A 21,743-nucleotide genomic window follows, 5' to 3' on the forward strand; every position below is an offset into this window, starting at 1 on the left:
CACTCAGTCACAGCCCACGTCACCGGCCGACCCCTCGGAACAAGCGACGCTCATGGAGAAGCGCACGGCAGCGCTGAAGGTGCCGGAAGAAGTGAAGGAGGAAGTCGAGAACGAGCTGAGCGGGTTGCTGAAGATGAGCCGGGATCCGGACATACCGCCCAGCGAACGGGCCGCCTACATGAGAATCGTGTCTCGGCTCACCGACGAGCTGGAGATGATCCAGGATCCCAGGACGCCTCGCGAGCAGCGAGTCGCCCACACGCACATCGTGGAAAGGTCGACCGAAACGCTGGGCGTGATCCAGGATCGAGGCACGCCGCCCGAGGACCGGGCCGCCTACACGAGGATCGTGGACGGGACAGTCAGGACGCTGGGGACGATCCAGGATCCCAAGACGTCTCGCGAGGAGCGGGCCGTCTACACGGAGTGCATGGAAGAGATGACCGAGCGCTTCGGGCTGGTCACGGATCAGGAAGCACCCAAGGCCTTTCGGTCCTTCGCCCTCAGCAACGTTGAGCAGGACGTCAAAACGCTGACTCGCTCTCAAGACCTGCCGACGCCGCAGAAGTATCGCGACTGGACTGTGAGGGCCATCAGTGCGTCGGGGACGAGCCAGCAGATTCTTGACACCCGGCCCCTTCCGTCGAAGGCGCAGGCCGAGCTCAAGAAGAACGTGGAGCAGCTGAGCGCTGCTCTGCTGAAGTCCTACGACCGGTCGGCGACCCGCGAAGACCGGGACAAGGCGAAGGATGCGGGAAAGGACTTCCTCGACAAACTCGACAAGAACAACAAGAAGCACTCGGGCAAGCCCCTGCTGGAGATCAGGAACAAGCCCTTGAGCTCTACGGTCGCTCCGGGAGAGTTCCAGTCCTTCACCGTCAAGGTCACCAACCACGGGGACGACGACGTCACCGGTGTGACGGTGGAAGACGAGTTCGAGTCTGCCCCGGGCGGTGCTGAGGGAGGCGTCATCCACCCCGTGCTGCATGCGCAGCTGATGACGGATTCAGGGGAGAAGAACGACTGCGACATCACTGCGGGGAGCACCGTGGTGACCTGCCCCACGGAGGGTGGCACCAAGATCGTGCCGGAGGAGACGGTCACGATCACCATCCGTGCGGTGGTGAAGGCATCGCGGGTGCCTTACGGAGAGAAGGAGAACGTCACCCAGGTGAAGCACGAGGGGGGTGCGGAGCAGGGCAGTGCCAAGTTCGCCGTCGTCAAGTCTCCGAAGCTGTCCGAGCAGGACCTCGAAGGCGAACTGCAGGCCATCCGGCAATGCGCCGCGCACTTCGAGTCGTCCGGCGTCTCGAGGGAAGCCCTGACCGTATTCACCGAGGTGATGGGTGACGAACTCGAGCAAGGGACGTCTCCGGCCCAGGCCAGTTCCGAGGGGTACAAGGCCGCTGTCACCAGGGCTGGACCCGACGAGGCGGTGTCTCTCGCGGAGATACCCGTGTTCGACGTGTCTCTTCGCGACGCCGCGAAAGCCTTCAAGTCAGCAGGCGACTGCCCCGGATTTGTCGACAAGGCCCTGTCAGCCGAGTGACCCTAAGGCCCTGTCAACGGCGTGACCGTCCAGCGTCGAGTCGCCGGCTCTCCCAGGGGAAATCCCGCAGCACCCCCAGATTCCGCAACGCCAGTGCCGCCGGTCCCTCCGGCCCGTCCGCCGGGACGTCCCCGGCCGCCGCCCAGCCCTCCACCGCCGCACGTACGGCCGCGCTCGCCACGGCGGCGGCGAAGCGCAGGTCCGAAGACGTGGCAACGTTGTCCGGTGCGGTGGTCGAGGAAGAGCGCGCAGGACCGGCCGTCAGCCGCGCGGCCAGTACCTCCGTCAGCGACCGCTCGGATGCCTGGCACACCTCCGCCCACACCCGGCGCAGGGACGGGTTGGCCTCGGCGAGGCGCAGGAGTGTGCGGACCCACTCCCAGGAGGACGCCGAGACGCCGACGCCGGGGGTGAGGGTGTGGCGCACTGCGTGCTCCAAGGCCTGCGGCACGGAGTCGTCGGCGGGAGCCGCGCGTACCGCCTCCACCCAGCGCTGGGCGCCGGCCGCGTAGAGCGGGGCGACGGCCTCCTCCTTGGTGGCGAAGTACCGGTAGAAGGTGCGCGGGGCGATGCCGGCCGCCTGGGCGATGTCCTCCGCGCGGGTGGCGCGCAGGCCGTGCCGTACGAAGAGGCCGGCCGCGGCCCGGGCGATCTCCATACGCGTCTCGGCCTTCCGCCGCTCGGTCAGCGAGGCCTGAGAAGGGGTCGGGGTGGTGCTGCTCACGCCCGGCAGGCTATGCCCCTGTGACACAATCTGCCATCTGGCGGGCCACCCCGTGGTTCAGGTACGGGGTGGCCCGCCCTCCAGCGCATCGCCCTCCACCCTCACACGCCCCCGGTCATGCAGAGAGCCGGGCCCCGGCGCCCGGGGGGAGGGGCGCCGAAGCCCGGCTTTGGAGAGTCCCGGCGCCGGGGGGAGTGCGACGGGACTTGGCTCTGGGGCCGGGGGGCGTGGTCCCGGGCCCGAACTGGTGGGCCCGGAAGTCTTGTTCCCGGTGCCCCGCGGGTTGAAGCGGCGTTACATGGCCATGTTTGCGCGGTCTTTCGCCACCCGGCGTACGCGGCGGCCCCCGGGCGCACACTCTCCGTCGTCAACAGACAGCGGGACGACACCCACAGGCCGTGGGACGAGTCGTACGCCCGGACGCCCGCCGGCGGACACCAGGCGTCACGCCGCCGCGTCGAACCCGGTGCTGCGCGCCAGCTTCTTCAGCTCCAGCAGCGCGTGCTTCTCGATCTGCCGGATGCGCTCGCGGGTCAGGCCGTGCTCCTTGCCGACCTCGGTCAGCGTGCGCTCCCGGCCGTCCTCGATGCCGTAGCGCATCTTGATGATCGAGGCCGTGCGCTGGTCGAGGCGGCCGATGAGGTCGTCGAGCTCCTCGCTGCGCAGCAGCGTGAGCACCGACTGCTCGGGCGACACCGCCGAGGTGTCCTCCAGGAGGTCGCCGAACTGGGTCTCGCCCTCGTCGTCCACCGACATGTTCAGCGAGACCGGGTCGCGGGCCCAGTCGAGCACGTCGGTGACGCGCTCCGGCGTCGAACCGAGCTCGGCGGCGATCTCCGCGGGCTCCGGGTCCCGCCCGTGCTCGCGGTTGAACTCGCGCTGCACCCGCCGGATCCGGCCAAGCTCCTCCACGAGGTGGACGGGCAGGCGGATCGTACGGGACTGGTCGGCTATGGAGCGGGTGATGGCCTGGCGGATCCACCACGTCGCGTACGTGGAGAACTTGAAGCCCTTGCGGTAGTCGAACTTCTCGACCGCGCGCACCAGGCCGGCGTTGCCCTCCTGGATCAGGTCCAGCAGCGGCAGACCGCTGCGGGGGTAGCGGCGGGCGACGGCGACGACCAGGCGCAGGTTGGAGCGGATGAAGACGTCCTTGGCCCGCTCCGCGTCGGCGACCAGGGCTTCCAGCTCCTCACGGGTGGCGTCCGCCTTGGTCTCCTCGTACCCGTCGAGGACCTGCCGCGCGAACACACCCGCTTCGATGACCTGGGACAGCTCGACCTCCTTGGCGGCGTCGAGCAGCGGTGTACGCGCGATCTCGTCGAGGTACATGCCGACCAGGTCGCGATCGGCGATCTCGCCGCCATGGGCGCGAACACTGCTTGCCCTGTCGGCCGTCTCGCCGGTGGCGGACTGACGACGGGCGACGGCACGGGTTGCCATGCGTGCTCCCTTGCGATGATGAGGTCAGCGGGCGGTCCTTCGGACGCTGGACTCCGTCTCCGGGACTCTCCGGACTCTCCTCGGGTGCCCTGCATCCGATGGAAACAACGACTGGAATCAGGACAGAATTCCCAACCGACCCCCCGAATTTTCTGATCATGCAGTACCCTGTCGGGCCACGCGAGGGGGCGAGATGCCGTCGGAACCTACAGAGGTGCAGGTCAGGCCGGGAGTCGAGGACGACCTCGAGGCCCTCACGGCTCTCTACAACCACTATGTTCGTGAGACGGCGATCACATTCGATACCGCGATCTTCACTCCGGAAGAGCGCCGCCCTTGGCTGCTCTCCCACCCTGAAGACGGCCCTTACCGCCTGATGGTTGCCACGGCCCCGGACTCACAGCAGATTCTGGGCTACGCCACCTCCAGCCCTTTCCGCGCGAAGCCCGCCTACGCGACCTCCGTGGAGACGACGGTGTACGTCGCCCCGCACGCCGGCCGCCGCGGCATCGGGACCCTCCTCTACAAGGCCCTCTTCGAGGCACTGTCCGGCGAGGACCTGCACCGCGCCTACGCGGGCATCGCCCAGCCGAACGAGGCGTCGGCCCGGCTGCACGAGCGCTTCGGCTTCCGGTACGTCGGCACCTACCGGGAGGTCGGCCGCAAGTTCGGCCGCTACTGGGACGTGGCCTGGTACGAGAAACCGCTGTAGGACCGCTCCCGGGGGGGGCGGCCTCAGCCGAACTGCACCGACCGTTTCGCCAGCCCCATCCAGAAGCCGTCGATCACCGACCTGTGCGCGTCCAGCTCACCGGCCGCGTCGGCCGCACCCATGGTCACGAACAGCGGGGCGAAGTGCTCCGTGCGCGGGTGGGCGAGCTGCCCCGCGGGCGACGTGCGGGTGAAGTCGAGCAGGGCGTCCACGTCACGCGCCTCCAGCGCCCGCCGGCCCCAGTCGTCGAACTCCGCCGACCAGGCGGGGATGCCGCCCTGCCGGAGCGCGGCCAGGTTATGGGTGAAGAAGCCCGAGCCGACGATGAGCACGCCCTCGTCCCGCAAGGGGGCGAGCCTGCGGCCGATCTCCATGAGCCGGACCGGGTCGAGCGTCGGCATGGAGACCTGGAGGACCGGGATGTCGGCCTCGGGGTACATCTCGACGAGCGGGACGTACGCGCCATGGTCGAGACCCCGGTCGGGGACGTCCTGGACGGGCACGCCGGGGGCGCGCAGCAGCTTCCGTACCGACTCGGCGAGCTCCGGTGCGCCGGGGGCCTCGTAGGTCACCCGGTAGTAGTGCTCGGGGAAGCCCCAGAAGTCGTAGACGAGCGGAACGGTCTCGGTGGCGCCGATGGCGAGCGGGGCCTCCTCCCAGTGGGCGGAGACCATCAGGATCGCCCGGGGGCGCGGCAGACCGGCCGACCAGGCGGCCAGCTCACCGGGCCAGACCGGGTCGTCCGCCAGCGGCGGGGCGCCGTGACTGAGGTAGAGAGCGGGCATGCGCTCCTGGGTGGCGGCGGACATGCTGCGGCTCCTTCCAAAACATGGTTCCCTAACAAAACTGTACGGGCCATTTGTTTAAAGTTCAAGGAGGGGCCACGTAGAGTGGAAGACATGAAGGCACCCGCATCCGCATCGACACCAGGCTCCGTGGCAGAGCCTCCGGAACCGCGCTGGCTCACCCAGGAGGAGCAGCGCGTATGGCGCTCGTTCATGGAGGGCGTCACCCTCCTGGACGACCATCTCGACCGTCAGCTCCAGCGCGACGCGGGCATGCCGCACGTCTACTACGGCCTTCTGGTCAAGCTGGCCGAGGCGCCGAGGCGGCGGCTGCGGATGACGGAGCTCGCCATGCTGGCGAAGATCACCCGCTCCCGCCTCTCGCACGCCATCGCGCGCCTGGAGAAGAACGGCTGGGTGCACCGCGAGGACTGCCCCGACGACAAGCGGGGCCAGTTCGCCGTGCTCACGGACCAGGGCTACGAGGTGCTGCGGCAGACCGCGCCGGGCCATGTCGAGGCCGTACGCCAGGCGGTCTTCGACCGGCTCACCCCGGAACAGCAGAAGTCCCTCGGCGAGATCATGCGGATCATCGCCGAGGGACTCCAGCCGGCCGAAGCGGGTGCGGACCTGCCCTGGCTCCGCTGAGCCAGGGCAGGTCCTGGAATCCGCAGGTACGAGGCGTCCCCTCCTCGTACCTGCGGAGGGCCCGAAGGGGTGTTTCCGGGTACGGCCGTCAGTGGGCGACGACCGGGATCTGCACCTCGTCCGCCACGCCCTCGCCGGAACCGGAGCCGGTCACGGGGGTGCTGCCCGGACGGCCGGCGTTGACGAAGGTCAGGGCGATCGCGGCGGCCACGACGAGGATGCCGACGGCGAACCAGATGGCGCTCGTGTAGCCCTCCACCATGGCCTCCAGCTGGACCAGCTGCTGCTGGGACCGGCTGGTCGCCCCGGCGATGTGGTCGGCGACGTACGCCGTGGTCGCCGAGGCGGCGATGGTGTTCAGCAGGGCCGTACCGATCGCGCCGCCCACCTGCTGCGAGGTGTTGACCATCGCGGAGGCGACACCGGAGTCCCGCGGCTCCACACCCTGCGTGGACAGCGACATGGCCGGCATGAAGGCCGTACCCATGCCCAGGCCGAGCAGGAGCATCGCCGGCAGCAGCAGGGCCGCGTACGAGGAGCCGATCTCCAGCCGGGTCAGCAGCAGCATGCCGAGCGCGGCGACCAGGAAGCCCGGACCCATCAGCAGGCGCGGCGCGACCCGGGTCATGAGGCGGGTGCCGATCTGGGTGGAGCCCGTGATCATGCCCACGATCATCGGCAGGAACGCGAACCCGGTCTTGACCGGCGAGTACCCCTTCACGATCTGGAGGTAGTAGGTCAGGAAGAGGAACAGGCCGAACATCGCGATGATCGCGAGACCGAGGGAGAGGTAGACACCGCCGCGGTTGCGCTCGGTGATCACGCGCAGCGGCAGCAGCGGGGCCTTCACCCTGGACTCGACGAGCACGAAGGTCGCGAGCAGGACGGCGGAGGCCACGAACATGCCGACCGTCACGGAGTCGCTCCAGCCCTCGGACTCGGCGCGGGTGAAGCCGTAGACCAGGGCGACCAGGCCGAGGGTGGACAGGACGACGCCCGGGATGTCGAGCGGGGAGCGGTTGCGGCCGCCCTCCGGCTCGCGGATGACGAAGTACGCACCGGCCGCGGCGACGATGGCGAACGGGATGTTCACGAAGAACGTCCAGCGCCAGTCCAGGTACTCGGTGAGGAAGCCGCCCAGGATCAGACCGACGGCGCCGCCGCCACCGGCGATCGCGCCGTAGATGCCGAACGCCTTGGCGCGCTCCTTGGCGTCCGTGAACATCACGGCGAGCAGGGAGAGCGCGGCGGGCGCGAGCAGGGCTCCGAAGACACCCTGGAGGGCGCGGGCACCGAACATCATCGCCTCGTTGGTGGCCGCGCCGCCGAGCGCGGAGGCCACGGCGAAGCCGCCCAGGCCCACGACGAAGGCCTTCTTGCGGCCCCACAGGTCGGCTATCCGGCCGCCGAACAGCAGCAGACCGCCGAAGGCGAGGGCGTAGGCCGTGACGACCCACTGCCGGTTGCCGTCGGAGATGCCCAGATCCTGCTGGGCGGAGGGCAGGGCGATGTTCACGATGGTGGCGTCCAGGACGACCATCAGCTGGGCCAGCGCGATGAAGACGAGCGCTTTCCAGCGGCCGGCGTCCGGCGAGGCCGCCGGGGCGCCGAGTGCCTTTGAGGCTGTTTCAGACATGGGGATACCCACTTCGGGACAAGGTGACGGAAAAAGGTGTCGTAGAGGGACGGCTCGACGACCGGCTCGGCCGTGAGCTGTGTGTGCTGACTGAGGTGGCGCCCGGAACTGATCGGTCAGGCTCGGCGGAGGTCCTCCATGGTCACTGCCGCGCCCGGCAGGGCGGAACGGGCCGGGGCCCGCAGTCCGTCCAGGAACAGCTGAAGATGACGGTGTACGAAGGGGTCGGCGCTGAAGCACGCCGTGCCGGCCGGGGGCCGGCTGAGCTGGGCCACGGCGACCATCACGTCGCCGACGCCGACGTCGGGGCGGAGCTGACCGGCCGCCTTGGCGCGGTCCATGACCTCCTGGAGGATCCGCTCCACGCGCTCGCGCGCCGCTTCCAGGTCGGGGTGGTTCTCGTCGAACGTGCTCGAGACCATCGGGCACAGCGCGCTGATCCGCTCGTCGGCGGAGGTGTGCACGAAGCGCTCCAGGGCCTCGAAGGCGTCCCCGGACTCCGCGAGCGCGAGCTCGCCCGCCGCGACCGTACGGTCCAGCACGGAGCAGACGACCTCGCGCACGAGCGCGTCGCGGTCCGGGAAGTTGCGGTACACCGTGGCGTTGCCCACGCCGGCCCGGCGGGCGATGTCGTCGAGCGGCACCTCGGGGCCGTGCTCGACGAACATCTCCCGGGCGGCGGTGACGATCCGCTCCCGGTTGCGCAGGGCGTCGGCACGGGGCCGGGGCGCCTTGCGCGGTGCGGGGGTGGCGGTCTGCACGGCGTACTCCTGAGTGGTCTGGGTGTGCGGTGATGCGATCCGGGGAGAGGCTCCCCGTTTCAGTCGGACACATGGCTAAACGGGGACTGGGTCCCCGGTATTTCCCGCACCAGGGCTTTTTATTTGTGACCTGGGTCACGGTTCCGGCAGGGCCGCCGCTACTGACGGGAAACCCACGATCGGTCTCCTCCAACGCGCGCCCCCCACACCCCCCGACGCAGGGTGATCGCATGGGTGCAGCCGGAGACCGGAGGCTGCCGTGGCGCGGGAGGTCCCTTGCAGGTCCCTTGCATGCAGCCGCAGCCCCAGCGCCCCCGGTCGTACGGCTCGGGGCCGCCCGGCCGCCGGATACCCCGGCGGCGTCTGGCCGCCCTCGCCTGCGTGACCGCCCTGACCTTCACGGTCAGCACCTCGGCCGGCACCGGCCACCTCGCCCCGGGCGCCGGCACGGCCGGAGCGGGCCCGATCTCCCTGTCCCGCACCTCCGCGCACGCCCCCTGCATGATCCGCGGCGCCCGCCAGGTCCAGATGTCCGAGGGCATCCCCACCACCGCCGGCTACGCCCGCTCCACCGGCACCGTCCGCGCCCTCACCCTGATGATCGACTTCTCCGACGCACCCGGCGAGGGCAAGGCCCTGGACCGCTACCGGGAGTTCTTCCCGCAGACCCGGCACTGGTTCCGCACCAGCTCCTACGGCCGCCTCGACTACCGCCCCGAGACCCCGATCCCGGAGTGGCTGCGGATGCCGAAGTCCTTCCAGGAGTACGGCATAGAGCGCGGCGCCCCCTTCGACCCCGGCTACCGCGCGCTGGTCCAGGACCTCGTGGCCGCGGCCGACCCGCAGGTGGACTTCCGTGCATACGACCTGCTGAACGTGCTGGTCACCCCGAACGCCGGCCCCTCCGCCCTCGACACCGTCCTCTCGGTCACCTTCGCCGGCAACCCCGAGGCCCCGACAGCCGACGGCATACCCGTGGCCAACGCCTCCTTCGTCTACTCCCGCCAGGACGACGGCTCCGGCTCCTACGGCCGCACCGGCTACCGGGTCCTCCCCCACGAGAACGGCCACGTCTTCGGCCTGCCCGACCTGTACACCGCGGAGGGCGGGGGCGCGGTCGGCCACTGGGACATCATGAGCGAGGACTGGGGCGCCAACAACGACTTCCTCGGCTGGCACAAGTGGAAGCTGGGCTGGCTGGACGCCGCGCAGGTGCACTGCGTATCGGCCCCCGGCACCACGGAATACACCCTGACGCCGCTGGCCCGCGCGGGCGGCTCCAAACTGGTCTTCATCCCCCTGGACAGCCGATCCGGCTACGCCGTCGAACTGCGCACCCGCGCCGGCAACGACGAGTCGGTGTGCCGCCCGGGCGTCCTGATCTACAAGGTCGACGCCGAGGTCGACACGGGCATGGGCCCGGTCACCGTCTTCGACTCCCGCCGCGACAGCGGCGGCTGCACGCGCGCGCCGAACGTCCACGCGGAGCTGTCCGACGCGCCGTTCGCACCCGGGGAGACCTTCAGGGATCCGCGCAGGGGGGTCACGATCAGGGTGGCGGGGGCGGATCCGGCGGGTGACTACAGAGTGCGGGTGACGCGGGAGTAGGCAGCGGCGGCACGGGGGGGCAGGGAGGCCGCCGCCGGAACCAGGGACGGGGGCCCGCCACCGGCACGGGGGCAGGGAGGCAGCCGCCAGCACCAGGAACGGGGAGGCCGCCGCCGGAACCAGGGACGGGGGACCGCCACCGGCACCGGGGACGGGGGGCCGCCGCCGGCACCAGGAACGGGGAGGCCGCCGCCGGAACCGGGGCGATCGGCGAACGGGCACGGCGCCGATTCCGGATTACGGTAGGCCTGCCGCGACCGCCGTACCGGAGAGCCGATGCCAGCGAAACCCAGGAACGATCACCACGAGGGCGCGGTCCCACCGGCCGACGGGAACACGGGGGCACCCGCCGAGGCCGTCACGCCGCTGATCCGCGGCATCGCGGTCCTGCGGGAACTGACCGAGGCGGACGGCACGCTGAGCCTCAGCGCCCTGGAACGGGCCACCGGCCTCGCCCGCTCCACGGTCGACCGCATCACGGCCACACTCGCCCGCATGGACTACGTCCGCGTGGACGGCAGGGACGTGCACCTGACCCCGCGCCTGATGGAACTGGGCAACGCCTACCTCTCCGCCCTGCGCCTCCCCGCCCTGCTCTCCGCCCGGGCGGACGCCCTGGCCGACGAACTGGACGAGTCGGTCTCCCTCGCGGTCGCCGACCGCGACGGCATCCGCTTCATCCACCAGGCGACCCGCCGCCGCGCGATGTCCCTGAGCTTCCGCATAGGCGACCTGCTCCCCGCCGAACGCACGGCACCGGGCCCGCTGTTCGCGACGGAGTGGACGGACACCGACTGGCGGCACTGGCGGGACCGCAGGGCGTCGGACCCGAGGGACCTGTCATTCACGGCCGTACCGCCGCGCAGGTACGGAGCGGACGAACGAGCCGCCGAGGCCTTCGTCGCCCGCACGGAAGAGGCGGCAGCGAACGGCTGGGCCCTGGACGACCAACTGATCGAACCAGGCCTGGTGGCGGTCTCGGTACCGGTCCGGTCCCCGCACCCGGGCGACCGCCGGAGCATCGCCTGCGTGGCGAGCGTGGTCAGCCACACGAGCCGGCACACCGCACGCGACCTGCGCACGACCCTGCTGCCGAGGCTGCGCTCGGCCGTGGCGGAGATGGAACGCGAACTGCACCGCACGCCGCCCCCGGAGCCAGGCCCGTCCCCCTCGAACCTCGCTCTCTGGACGGGCGCGTCCAAGCAGCGGCTGGGCCGCGACTTCATCGAATCCCTGGCCCGGGGCCTGACGGTCCTCACGGCCTTCGGCGAGGGCAGGCCGGAGCTGACCCTCACGGAGGTGGCCCAGGCGACGGGCCTGGCCCGGGCGACGGCCCGCCGGGCGCTGATCACCTACGAACACCTGGACCTGGTGACCACCCCGAGCCCCCGCACCTTCACCCTGACCCCCCGGGTCCTCTCCCTGGGCTTCCCACCCCTCTCCCGCACGTCCCTGCCCGAGATCGCCCAGCCCCACCTGTCCGACCTGACGTCCCGCATCCACGAGTCGACGTCGCTGGCGGTGCTCTCGGACTCGGGCGAGGAGATCCAGTGCACGGCCCGGGTGGCGACGGGCCGGGTGATGAGCGTGAACATCACGGTGGGCACGCGCCTGCCGGCGCACGCGACGGCACTGGGCCGCGTCCTGCTGGCGGACACACGCGACGACGCACGACCCGGCCTGGCCTCGATCCGCTCCCAGGGCTACGCCTTGGTCGACGAGGAACTGGAAGAAGGCCTCCGCTCCCTCGCGGTCCCGGTCCGCGACCGGTCCGGAAAGGTGGTGGCCGCCCTGAACACGGCGATGCACGCCAGCCGCCACACCCTGCGGGAGTGCGTGACAGACCTGCTCCCCGAACTGACCGCAACGGCCACCCGCATCGAGTCGGACCTCCGCACCGCCGGCCGCTTCACCCATGTCCCACTGACCTGACCCCACCCGGCGGGGTACCCGGGCGGTACCGGCGGCACGGGTGCGCCGCGGCATCGGACTACCTAGGATGAGAGCTCCGCGGCGCAGGGGGGACTGATGGCCACGCTGGACGAAGCGAGTTCGGGGGCCGTGAACGGATCGGCGTCCTTAGGCGAGGAACGGCTCAAGCACCTGGAGTTCCTCCAGGCCGTCATCACACGGTTGTCGAACCATTCCTTCCTGGTCAAGGGATGGGCCTTGACGCTGGCCGCCGGGTTCTTCGCCGTCGCCTCCAGCCAGCAGAGCTGGCAAGTGGCCGCCAGCGGACTGGTGCCACTGGCGTGCTTCTGGTTCCTGGACGGCCTGTTCCTCCGTCAGGAGCGCCTGTTCCGGCATCTGTACGACGATGTGCGGCGGCCCGGGGTCGAGGTGGAGACGCTCTCCATGGACGTACGGCCCTATCTCCGGCGGATCAGCTGGTTCGAGGCGACTTTCTCCCGGACGCTCCAACTCTTCTACGGCGCCTTGCTGGTCGCCGACGCGGCGCTCGTCGCCGTCATGGTGCGATGAGCCGGATCCGCCGCCCTCCCGGCCTCGTCGCGGCCCTCAGGACGACTTGCTCTTGATGAAGTCGATGAGTTCCGGCAGGTCCTGGTAGAGGGTGTAGAGGGTCACGCCGTCCAGGAAGAAGGGGACATACGCCTTACCGTGCTCGGGGAAGGACCCCAGCAATATTCGCTCGTACCACCGGCGAACGGCCATCCGCTCGCTGAGGATGAGGTCCGCCTCGTACGCCACCCCGTCGCCCTTACCCGGTTCCTCCTCGTGCTCGGCGCGGCGCTTGTAGGCCGGTGAGACCATCACGAGCACGAAGTCCGCCTCTTTGTAGTGCTTGTGCATCCACCGTGCCCAGTGCTGGGGTCCCTTGCGGTGGGCGGAGGTGTCCAGGAAGACGTCGATCCCCTCCTCGCGGAGGCGTTCAGCCAGAGCCGCGACCTTGCCCTTGTGGACGTCACCGTCCTCCTCGTGCGCGTACGAGATGAACACCCGCGGTCTCTCCGCGTCATCCGTCGGCTTGCGAGGCCGTGGCACCCCGGGCTGCGCAGCGGGCGAGGGGCGGCAAACCCGCGCATCGCCCGCACCTCGGGGAAACGGCATTGACAGGGCGGGGAGTTCACCGACGGACACCTCGGGCGGGCTGCACTCCTGCCCAGCGCAGACGGCGGCGGCGATCTCGTCGACGGCGTCCCAGTACGCCTGGGAACGCAAGCCCTCCTGGCAAATGATGCCGTAGATGCCCTTGCTGGCGTAGCTGTCCGTGATCTCGCCGCTGAGAACCGGGGCGAGGGGGACGCCGGAGGGCGGCTTGGCCGGCTGCCAGCGCACCAGGACGCGGGCAGGCGGGTCGGAGGGGCGGAACTGGGGTGGTACGAGGTGCAGTCGGTGCTCGAACACCGCCCAGTCGGCGCCGCAGCCCCGGTCGTCGTAGTAGACCTGCGAGCACAGGGCGACGAAAACCTGCGCGTCGGCGACGAGGGGGCGGTTCGTGTCGCCCTGCCCGCCACGGCACATGGCCGCACTGACCGTACGTCCCTTGCGTCGCGTCACCGCCTCGATCAAGTCCCGGTGGAATCGCTCCGCGTAGGTGCCGTGGTCTTCGGCGGCGAAACTCGTGATGAAGTCGATGGCCATGTACAACCCCTCCACTCCCTTTGCCCCGCGGCACCCGGGTCACGCCAAGAAAAACCCAACGTTGGCCAGTTGGCCGCTCATAGGACACCGGTCGTTCCTCGTACGCTGAGCGGGGGGACACACATATCGCCACGCCGTCCGCCGCTCCGGCGTGGTACCTAGCCGACCCCCGGGCGACGAACGGGGGGTCGGATGCAGGGAACTTCGCCGAGCCTTGACACTACGTCATGGGCGGGAGTCCGGAACAGGCGTCAGGGACCCACATGGGACGACTCCACACCACCTCCGAATCATTGGCCAGAGCCTCGGATATCCGTCACTGAAGACGGCCGGACAAGACTCAGGGCTTTCGATCAATTCATCACCAAACTGTCCAGTCGGTGCAATCTTTGCTGCGACTACTGCTACGTCTATGAATTACGCGACTCAGGATGGCGGCAACGCCCCCGAATCATGTCCGCGCCGGTCCGCGAACAACTCGTCTCGCGCATCGCGGAACACGCGCGACGGCACGGCCTGGACCGCGTCCGCGTGCTCCTGCACGGCGGGGAGCCGCTCCTCGCCGGCCCCCGGGTGATCGCCGACTTCACCACGGCGGTCCGCCGAGCCGTACAGGGGACCGGAACCGAGGTGGACTTCGCCCTGCAGACCAACGGCGTGCTGCTCACCGAGGCGCTCCTGGACCTGCTGCTGGAGCTGGACGTACAGGTGGGCGTCAGTCTGGACGGCTACGCCGAGGCACACGACCGGCACCGGCGCGGGCCCGGCTCCGGCGCCGGTAAGGGCAGTCACGCCCGGGTGACCGCCGCGCTCGCCCTGCTGGGCGGTGCGCGCTACCGGCCGCTGTTCGGCGGTCTGCTGTGCACGATCGACCCCGCGAACGATCCGGTGCGCACCTTCGACGCGCTCGCCGCCCACCGTCCGCCGGCCGCCGACTTCCTTCTGCCGCACGGAACTTGGGATCACCCGCCGACCGGCGGGGGCGGTGACGGGGCGCTGTACGGAGCCTGGCTCTGCGCCGTCCACGACCGGTGGCGGGCGGCCGGACGCCCGATGCGGGTCCGGCTCTTCGAGTCGATCGACTCACTGTCCCGGTACGGCGGCGGAAGCAGCAGCGAGGTACTGGGCACCGTGCCGGCGGCAGCCGTGGCGATCGAAACGGACGGAACGGTCGCGTGGACGGAGTCGCTCAACGCCGTCGCGGAGGGGGCTGCCCACACGGGCGGCACGATATTCAGCCACTCCTTCGACGCCCTGCTGGGCCTCGACAGCGCGCCGGAGGACGGTGTGGGGTCCCTGTGCCGCCGGTGCCGCGAGTGCCCTCTGGTGCAAGTCTGCGGTGGTGGTCTGCGCGCCCACCGCTTCGGACGTGGCCGGGGATTCGCCAACCCTTCCGTCTACTGCAAGGACATCTCCGCCCTCATCCGGCACATCACATCCTCGAGGGATCAATGACTCCGATATTCCGGAACGCGCGGCCGAAAAGATGCGGCAACCAGCGCATATGTACGACCCTGCGTGTTCTTTCGGGTGAGAGGATAGGCAATGTCGGGTTTTCGGGGGCGCCTGGCGGGCAAAACCCCCTAGCATGAGTCCAATTGGCGTGGGGGTGACGCACAACTGAAACCTCTCTGCGCGCGCCACGTCGATGTGGGTCCATGGGCAAAGACCTAGCCGTGGTTGCAACAGGAGGCAGGCCCTTGGGGGGGATGTTATGGGGCCGTTGTTCTTTACGAGCTACGCCAGCTCGACCGGTGACAGAGGACCGGTCCAGCGGTTCCACGTGGATGTCCAGAACGAGATCTACAGCGTACTGGGCCGCACTCCCCTTGCCGAGGGCCGGCTGAAGCACCCTGAGCCTGCCACCGGCCCCGATCCCGCGGTGCTCGACTGTCGCGCGCTGCTGATCCTCTACTCGGCGGAGTACGTGGACGACCCGCAGTGCGCCGCGGAGTGGTCGGTCTTCGCCGAGCGCATGGACCGGTGCATGCGGCGCACCGGGGAACGACCCGACTCGCTGGTCGGCGTCGTGTGGCGCTCGGACGCGCTGGTGCTGCCCCGGCCCGTAACGGTCGTTCCCCACATCGTCAACGAGGAGTACCAGGGGCCCGGCGTGCTCTGCCTCCAGCAGGATCCGCGCAGTCGGGACCGCTACCACGCAATCGTGCGCCGCGTCGCGGCGCGTCTGATGCGCGCCGCCGAGTCACCGCCGCCCGTGATGTCCGGGCCGGAGAGCCGCGCGGTCGTCCCGCAGTTCGGGCCGAACCGCGTCATGCCGCACAAACGGCGTGGCGTCACGGAGCCGGACGCCGCATCGCCCGTCGTTCCGGCGGCGGTTTCCGACCGGGACGACCGGCACGTGATGCTCCTGCTGGTGACCGGTACCAGCGACCGGATGAGGCGTCTGCGTGACCACGTCGACTACTACGGGGAGCACGCCGAGGATTGGCGCCCCTTCCGCCCGCACAGCGAGGCGACCGTGACATCGACCGTCGGCTGGGCGGCGCGGGCCTGCGGGGTCGACCGCCTGGCGGTCGTCGCGCCCGGTCCGGACGGTCCGTTCCCGGAAGACGTCGACGCGTCGGCGACGGTCCTCGTCGTGGTCGACCCCTGGCTGACGGGTGATCCGGCGTTCCGCGCGCTGTGGGAGCGGATCGTGCGGTCACGGGCGCGGGTCGCCGCCGTCGTCGTCGTGCTCGCCCGCACCGACGAGGAGAGCACGGCCAACGCGGTCCGGCTGCGCGAAGCGGTCTGCCGGACACCGGCCCGGATGCTCGACGCCGCCCATCACGAGGCGGGCAGCCGGGAAGCGCTCGCGCACATCGTGGTGGCCGTCATGGCCGACTCCGTCACACACCCGGAGGACGACACGGGAGGCACCCGCGGCAGAACAGGCGAGTTGACGATCGAGAGTCCGGCGGAACGGCGCGTCCGCAGGCAGCGGGAGCGCGTCGGCTGGCTCAGGCGCGGGGTGACCCGTGGCCTCCGGTACTGAGCGGAACGCCCGGCTAGTCGCCGGGCCCGGGCTGAGCACATGAGGCGGGGGATGAGTACCACAGGTGCGGCAAGGGCGTCGGGTTCGCCGGGTGCGGCGAAGATCATTTCTTTCTACTCGCTCAAGGGCGGAGTCGGCCGCACCATGGCCCTGGCGAACGCCGCCTGGATCATCGCCAGTCAGGGCAAATCGGTGCTGGTCATCGACTGGGACCTGGAGGCACCCGACCTCCACCTCTACTACGGCGCCTTCCTCCCCGTCCCCGACCTCAGCTACGCCGACGGTGTGCTGGACATGTTCTCCGCCTTCGCCGGCGCCGCCGCCGTCGCCGGCGATGACGACCTGCGGGCCCTGCACCCGCAGCACACCGACTTCGAGCGCTACCAGATGGGCCTCGACCACCCGTTCCCCGACGGCGGGCGGCTGCACTACATGGGCCCCGGACGCATGGACGAGGAGTACGCCAACCGCCTGGCCAACTTCAACTGGACCGCGTTCCACACCAGCGACGACGGTCAGGAGTTCCTGAAGGCGCTGCGGGAACGGCTGCACGCCAGCGACTACGACTACATCCTGATCGACAGCCGTACCGGCTTCTCGGACGGGGCCAGGATCTGCACGCTCGCCCTGCCCGACAAGGTCGTCATCGCCCTCACCATGAACTCGCAGGCCATCCAGGGCGCACGCAAGGCCGCCGAGCTCATCCGCCGGCACCGCCAGGGCACCGAGCTGCACTTCGTGCAGATGCGGGTCGACCAGAACGAACTGGACCGACTGGACCAGCGCTTCGGCGAAGCGCGCAAGGCCCTCGACCCGTATCTCGGCATCACGGACGAGGACGCGCTCGCCACCTACTGGGGGCGGATGAGGGTGCCGTACGTGCCGTACTACACGTACGGCGAGGAACTCGCGGTGATGCGGCAGAACCTCCGCTTCACCGGCGGCATCGCCGCGGCGTACGTGCACCTCGTCGACCAGATCACCGATGGTGAGATATGCGACCCCCAGCCGCCGTCGGCCGACGCCTACGTCGCCTATCGCCGACTCCTCACGCAACGCGAGCGGCTCCGGGCCGGGCAGGAGACCGAGCCCTGCACGGTCACCCTGCTGCACGCGCCCAACGACCAACTGTGGGCGGACTGGATCGGCGAGCTCCTGCGGCCGACCCGGATCCAGGTCGTCCCGCCGGGCGACAAACCCACTGACTCCCTGCCCGACACCACCTACGTCCTCGCCCTGCTCTCCCCGCACCTCGCGGGTTCACAGGCCGGTGACACCGTCGCGCGTCTCGCCACCGGCGCACCCGTCGGCAGCGGGCCCGGCGACCAGCGGATCATCGGCGTGCGGGTGGGCACCGCACGGTTCTCGCCGCACTTCGAGTTCGGCCGCCAGAACACCATCACGCTGGACGGACAGAGCGAGGACGTGGCCCGCCGGGAGCTGCTCGGCCACTTCGGATCGCCCACCGACACCCAGACGGAGTCGGCTTGGGCCGGTCCCCGCTTCCCCGGGCTCCAGCCGACGGTGTGGAACCTGGCGATGCGCAACACCGGGTTCATCGGGCGCGTCGACCAACTCAACGCCCTGAGAGAGGGGTTCGGTCACTCCGGCGCGACCTCCTCCCCGCCTCAGGTGCTGTGCGGCCTGACCGGTGTGGGCAAACGGCAGATCGCCCTGGAGTACGCCCACCGGTTCGCCTCGCAGTACGACCTGGTGTGGTGGGTGCCGGCCGCGACCGCCGAGAGCATCCAGGACTCCTTCACCAAGCTGGCCAGGGAGATCAACGCCAAGAGCGACGGCCGACGCACCAGCGAGGACCGGCAGACGTTGCTGGAGGACCTGCGGCAGGGACGGCACCCGGAACTTCGCCGGTGGCTGCTCGTCTTCCACGGCGCGGTGAATCAACAGGCCGTCGAGGACTACCTCCCCACCGGCGGCTCGGGCCACGTCCTGATCACCTCGAACGCCATGGAGTGGACGCCCGAGTACACCAGACACGCCGTCTCCCGCTTCTCTCCCGAGGAGAGCGTGGCCCTGCTCGGCCACAGGCTGCCCGGCTCCGCCGAGAAGGACTTGCTGCGGCTCGCCGAGCGGTTGGGGCACCTGCCGATCGCGGAGGTGGCGGCCGCGGCCGTCCTGCGGGCCTGTCCCCAGGACATCGACGCGTACATCGCCCTGCTCGACAGCGGTCAGATCGCTTCCCAGTCAGCGGTCGCGCCGGAGTACGGGGAATTCACCGATGCCTGCCGCCTGGCCTACGACGACCTCCGGCACCAGTCCCCGGCCGCCGCCCGGCTCCTGGACCTGTGCGTCTTCCTCTCACCGGACGGCGTGGGCATGAACGTCGTCCAGTCGGACAGGATGGTGGAGCTGCTCAAGCCCTTCGATCCCGAACTCGGTGATTCCGTCTTCACCCTGTACCGGCATCTCAACCTCCTCGGTAAGCAGGCGCTTGCCGAGCAGGACCTCCCTTCCCAGACGCTCACGATCTGCCGCGTGGTGCAGGATCTGGTCCGCAGCTGGATGTCCGAGGAGGAACGGGACGCCACCCGCGCCGAGGCCCTGAGCGTTCTCGCCTCGATGGTGCCGAACGACCTGGAGCGCCACAAGCCGAAGCACCACGACACCTTCGCGGAGCTCGACAAGCACGTCATCGTCTCGGGGGCCATCGACAGCCCGGACCCGGAGGTCCACCGCTGGCTGGTGAGCCAGGTGTACCACCGCTGGATGTCGAACGACTGGAAGGGCGCCCGCGAGCTGGGCGAACGCGTCCTGGAGCGCTGGCGGCAGTCCCTGGACCCGGACCACCTCATGGTGCTGCGCATGGAGTCCCAGCTCGGCGCGGCCTGCCGGCTCCTCGGTGATCACCGCACGGCGCTGCGACTCACCACTCACGCCACGACCACCCTGCGCAGCACCGGAAGCAGCCAGGCCGACATCCTGCTGGCTCGCCGCGGCTATGCGGCCGATCTCCGTGCCGCGGGCAAGTTCCGCGAGGCCTTCGACCAGGACCAAGCCACGTTTTCGGGGCTGCAGGACGCCATCGGCGAGAACGCCAACGGCACGCTGGCCGCCTCGCACAACCTCGCCTTGTCCAAGTTCTACGTCGAGTCGGTCCCGGCCGCCATCCTCCAGGAACAGCAGGCGCACGAGCGGCGCGGACAGAGCGCCCCCGACAAGGACCCCGATCCCAAACGATGGGTGTCGTACGCCCACCTCGGCACCTACTACCGGGAGGCGGGCGACCTGGGCACCTCCTTGCGGTATCTGACGGAGGCCCGCAACCACCTGAACAGGCTGCTGGACTCCGGCTCCCACCACACACTTGGCGCGGTCGCCAGCCTCGGCATGACCATGGTGCGCCAGGGCGAGGTGTCCTACGGCCTGCCCCTGCTGAAGGACGCGTACGTCGCCTACCGCGACCGGTGGGGCGAGGAGCACCCGCGCACGATGTCCTGCCGGCTGTCCCTGGCCATCGGCCTGCACGCCCAGGGCCGGACCGACGACGCCGTGGCCTACACCCGGGACGTCCTGAGCCACTACATCGACGTGTTCGGCGACGACCACCCCTTCACCGGCATCTGCCGCAACAATCTCGCGGTGTACCTGCTGGACTGTGAGAGCGCGGCGGAAGCCAGCGAGCACGCGGGCAAGGCGGTGCTCCAGTTGAAGGAGACGTTCCACCGCAAGCACCGCTACACGCTCGTCGCGCGAATGAACCAGAACAACTGCTCGGCCGCGCTCGGTCACATGACCGCCGTGGAGCTGGCGCACGAGGACCAGGACGTCTACGACGGCTGCAAGGAGCGGTCGGCGTGGGGCGAGAACCACCCGGTCACCCTGATCGCCATGGCCAACCTGCTCGCCTCCCGTTCACCGGCCGACGACGAACTCGCGGCAAGCCTCAAGCGCAAGGTCTCCGAATACCTCCCGAAGGACCACGGGCTCGCCGGCGCGCTGTCGGCCGAGCCGTATCAGAGGATCGGTGCCGATCTGGAGGTGCAAGGTGTCTGACCCTGTCACGGCACCGGCGTACGCCCCGGCGCACGAACTGGACGGAGTGAATCAGCACATGGGCGAACTCGACTTACAGCTCCAGCGGCTTCTGCAGTCATGCGGTCTGGAACACCTCGCGTTCTACGATCGCGACCGGGCCACGATGTTCGTCACCAAAAACCCGCGGTCGCCGAAGGAATTGCCGGCCGAGCCCTCGTCAAGCGGCCTCGAACGCGCCGGGCGGCAGCTTTTCTACATCCTTGAGGAATTGGCGCCCGATTTCGCGGAATTGCGCTCCGGCGCACTCATACGCACGGTGGTGCGCGTCCCTATGGGAGCGCTTCTCTATCAGTCCATCGACGCGGGATTCCATCTCTGCTGCGCCACGCCGCGGGACCGGGTCACCGAGCTGATCGCACGCATGACGGAGAGCATCGACGATCTCAGGCCGACCGTTCGTTACAGTCTGCTTCCCCGCCGCTCGTATCTGAGCAGGTGCATGCCTGCCGCTCCCCCTACGGCGAAGCCACCCGCCGCCGGCGGCGTCACCGAGCGCGTCATCGAGCGCGCCGATGTCATCGAGGGCAGCTTGTACACGGTGGACTCCGCGACTGCCGGGGGTACGGCGGTCACGGGGGGCCCGGCGGTCACGGGGGGCCCGGCGACCACGGGGGATTCGGCGACCCCGGTGGGTTCCGCGGCCCGAACACCCGCCGAACTCTCCGATCTGCTGCGCGCGGCCCTCGGCGTGGACGGCCTGCACTACGTGGCCTACTACGCCGCCGGCGTACCCGCCTGCACGGTCGACATCTTTCGTCACCGCGCCCTGAGCGCCCACTTCGGTGTCTCCACCACACCGCAGCAGCGGCGGGACAAGTACAGCCTGCTGGGCCGGCTCCTGCCAGGTGTCACCCGTCGTATGAACACCTCGCTCCAGGCCCTCCTGGACGGTCGGATTCACCAGATCGTCCTGAACGTGGAACAGGGAGCCGTCTACTTCCAGCACCTCGGGGAGGGCCAGTACCTGCTCGGTGTCTCCCTGGACCATTCCCGACTGGCGGAGGCGGACCGGCACATCGAGCGGCTGGTGGCGTCCTTGGCATGTGAATGACAGTGCCGGTGATCAGACACCGACGCCGATCTCACCCGACCCGCTACACTGTCGGCGGTGGCCACGGCTGCCTTCACGCCTTCGTAGCTCAGGGGATAGAGCACCGCTCTCCTAAAGCGGGTGTCGCAGGTTCGAATCCTGCCGGGGGCACAGCCAGAAGGGCCAGCTCAGG

General features: G+C 69.8%; 16 protein-coding genes and 1 tRNA gene. 11 read left to right on the forward strand and 6 right to left on the reverse strand.

The genetic code is table 11. The annotated features are described in order from the left end of the window. Nucleotides 1-52: 52 nt before the first annotated feature. On the forward strand, nt 53-1,549 hold the full coding sequence (locus CP976_RS18725) for a DUF11 domain-containing protein (RefSeq protein WP_150481417.1): 1,497 nt from the start codon (nt 53-55) through the stop codon (nt 1,547-1,549). Nucleotides 1,550-1,562: 13 nt separating this feature from the next. Here the strand turns inward: CP976_RS18725 and CP976_RS18730 are convergent, their stop codons facing one another. Together CP976_RS18730 and CP976_RS18735 are read right to left on the reverse strand one after the other, a co-directional pair. Continuing rightward, nucleotides 1,563-2,273, reverse strand: a complete 711-nt coding sequence (locus tag CP976_RS18730; protein WP_167537361.1) for a TetR/AcrR family transcriptional regulator — start codon at nt 2,271-2,273, stop codon at nt 1,563-1,565. Nucleotides 2,274-2,717: 444 nt separating this feature from the next. Beyond that, complete coding sequence (locus tag CP976_RS18735; RefSeq protein WP_150481418.1) at nt 2,718-3,716, reverse strand: sigma-70 family RNA polymerase sigma factor; 999 nt, start codon at nt 3,714-3,716, stop codon at nt 2,718-2,720. A gap of 193 nt (nt 3,717-3,909) precedes the next feature. Here CP976_RS18735 and CP976_RS18740 point away from each other — a divergent pair, with 193 nt between their 5' ends. After that, nucleotides 3,910-4,428 carry a GNAT family N-acetyltransferase gene (locus CP976_RS18740; protein WP_150481419.1) on the forward strand — a complete coding sequence of 173 codons (519 nt, stop codon included), beginning with the start codon at nt 3,910-3,912 and terminating at the stop codon, nt 4,426-4,428. Nucleotides 4,429-4,451: 23 nt separating this feature from the next. Here the strand turns inward: CP976_RS18740 and CP976_RS18745 are convergent, their stop codons facing one another. Then, on the reverse strand, nt 4,452-5,237 hold the full coding sequence (locus tag CP976_RS18745) for a dioxygenase family protein (protein ID WP_190146988.1): 786 nt from the start codon (nt 5,235-5,237) through the stop codon (nt 4,452-4,454). Between the two features lie 90 nt (nt 5,238-5,327). On the opposite strand from CP976_RS18745, the gene CP976_RS18750 reads away from it, so the two are divergent. Continuing rightward, nucleotides 5,328-5,861: a MarR family winged helix-turn-helix transcriptional regulator gene (locus CP976_RS18750; RefSeq protein WP_150481420.1), complete on the forward strand. Its 534-nt coding sequence runs from the start codon at nt 5,328-5,330 to the stop codon at nt 5,859-5,861. An 88-nt stretch (nt 5,862-5,949) separates the two neighbouring features. On the opposite strand, the gene CP976_RS18755 is transcribed toward CP976_RS18750, so the two are convergent. Continuing rightward, on the reverse strand, nt 5,950-7,497 hold the full coding sequence (locus CP976_RS18755; RefSeq protein WP_150481421.1) for an MFS transporter: 1,548 nt from the start codon (nt 7,495-7,497) through the stop codon (nt 5,950-5,952). A gap of 116 nt (nt 7,498-7,613) precedes the next feature. Next, nucleotides 7,614-8,258 (reverse strand): TetR/AcrR family transcriptional regulator, encoded by a 645-nt coding sequence (locus CP976_RS18760; RefSeq protein WP_150481422.1) that lies wholly within the window; start codon nt 8,256-8,258, stop codon nt 7,614-7,616. A 291-nt stretch (nt 8,259-8,549) separates the two neighbouring features. Here CP976_RS18760 and CP976_RS18765 point away from each other — a divergent pair, with 291 nt between their 5' ends. The 3 genes from CP976_RS18765 (at nt 8,550) to CP976_RS18775 (ending at nt 12,347) form a co-directional block, all read left to right on the forward strand. Next, nucleotides 8,550-9,866, forward strand: coding sequence for a M6 family metalloprotease domain-containing protein (locus CP976_RS18765; RefSeq protein ID WP_150481423.1), 1,317 nt, complete (start codon nt 8,550-8,552; stop codon nt 9,864-9,866). A gap of 276 nt (nt 9,867-10,142) precedes the next feature. Next, complete coding sequence (locus tag CP976_RS18770; protein ID WP_167537362.1) at nt 10,143-11,798, forward strand: IclR family transcriptional regulator domain-containing protein; 1,656 nt, start codon at nt 10,143-10,145, stop codon at nt 11,796-11,798. Nucleotides 11,799-11,894: 96 nt separating this feature from the next. Further along, the gene (locus tag CP976_RS18775; RefSeq protein ID WP_150481424.1) at nt 11,895-12,347 is read left to right on the forward strand and encodes a hypothetical protein; all 453 of its coding nucleotides are present in this window, start codon (nt 11,895-11,897) and stop codon (nt 12,345-12,347) included. Nucleotides 12,348-12,383: 36 nt separating this feature from the next. Here CP976_RS18775 and CP976_RS18780 read toward each other — a convergent pair whose 3' ends face one another. Continuing rightward, nucleotides 12,384-13,469 carry a toll/interleukin-1 receptor domain-containing protein gene (locus CP976_RS18780; protein WP_150481425.1) on the reverse strand — a complete coding sequence of 362 codons (1,086 nt, stop codon included), beginning with the start codon at nt 13,467-13,469 and terminating at the stop codon, nt 12,384-12,386. 360 nt (nt 13,470-13,829) lie between these two features. Between CP976_RS18780 and CP976_RS18785 the strand changes: the two genes are divergently transcribed. The 5 genes from CP976_RS18785 to CP976_RS18805 all read left to right on the forward strand — a co-directional run bounded on the left by CP976_RS18785 (nt 13,830) and on the right by CP976_RS18805 (nt 21,721). Continuing rightward, the gene (locus CP976_RS18785; protein ID WP_280117573.1) at nt 13,830-14,924 is read left to right on the forward strand and encodes an FxsB family cyclophane-forming radical SAM/SPASM peptide maturase; all 1,095 of its coding nucleotides are present in this window, start codon (nt 13,830-13,832) and stop codon (nt 14,922-14,924) included. Between the two features lie 328 nt (nt 14,925-15,252). After that, nucleotides 15,253-16,464: an FxsC protein gene (gene fsxC / locus CP976_RS18790; RefSeq protein WP_167537363.1), complete on the forward strand. Its 1,212-nt coding sequence runs from the start codon at nt 15,253-15,255 to the stop codon at nt 16,462-16,464. A 51-nt stretch (nt 16,465-16,515) separates the two neighbouring features. Continuing rightward, nucleotides 16,516-20,478, forward strand: coding sequence for an FxSxx-COOH system tetratricopeptide repeat protein (fxsT, locus tag CP976_RS18795; protein ID WP_167537364.1), 3,963 nt, complete (start codon nt 16,516-16,518; stop codon nt 20,476-20,478). Between the two features lie 58 nt (nt 20,479-20,536). Then, nucleotides 20,537-21,571 carry a hypothetical protein gene (locus tag CP976_RS18800; protein WP_150481429.1) on the forward strand — a complete coding sequence of 345 codons (1,035 nt, stop codon included), beginning with the start codon at nt 20,537-20,539 and terminating at the stop codon, nt 21,569-21,571. Nucleotides 21,572-21,648: 77 nt separating this feature from the next. Next, nucleotides 21,649-21,721 (forward strand) — tRNA-Arg (locus CP976_RS18805). The last annotated feature ends 22 nt before the right edge of the window (nt 21,722-21,743 follow it).

The sequence above is a fragment of the Streptomyces coeruleorubidus genome (assembly GCF_008705135.1).
In the GTDB taxonomy this organism is placed as follows: Bacteria; Actinomycetota; Actinomycetes; order Streptomycetales; family Streptomycetaceae; genus Streptomyces; species Streptomyces coeruleofuscus.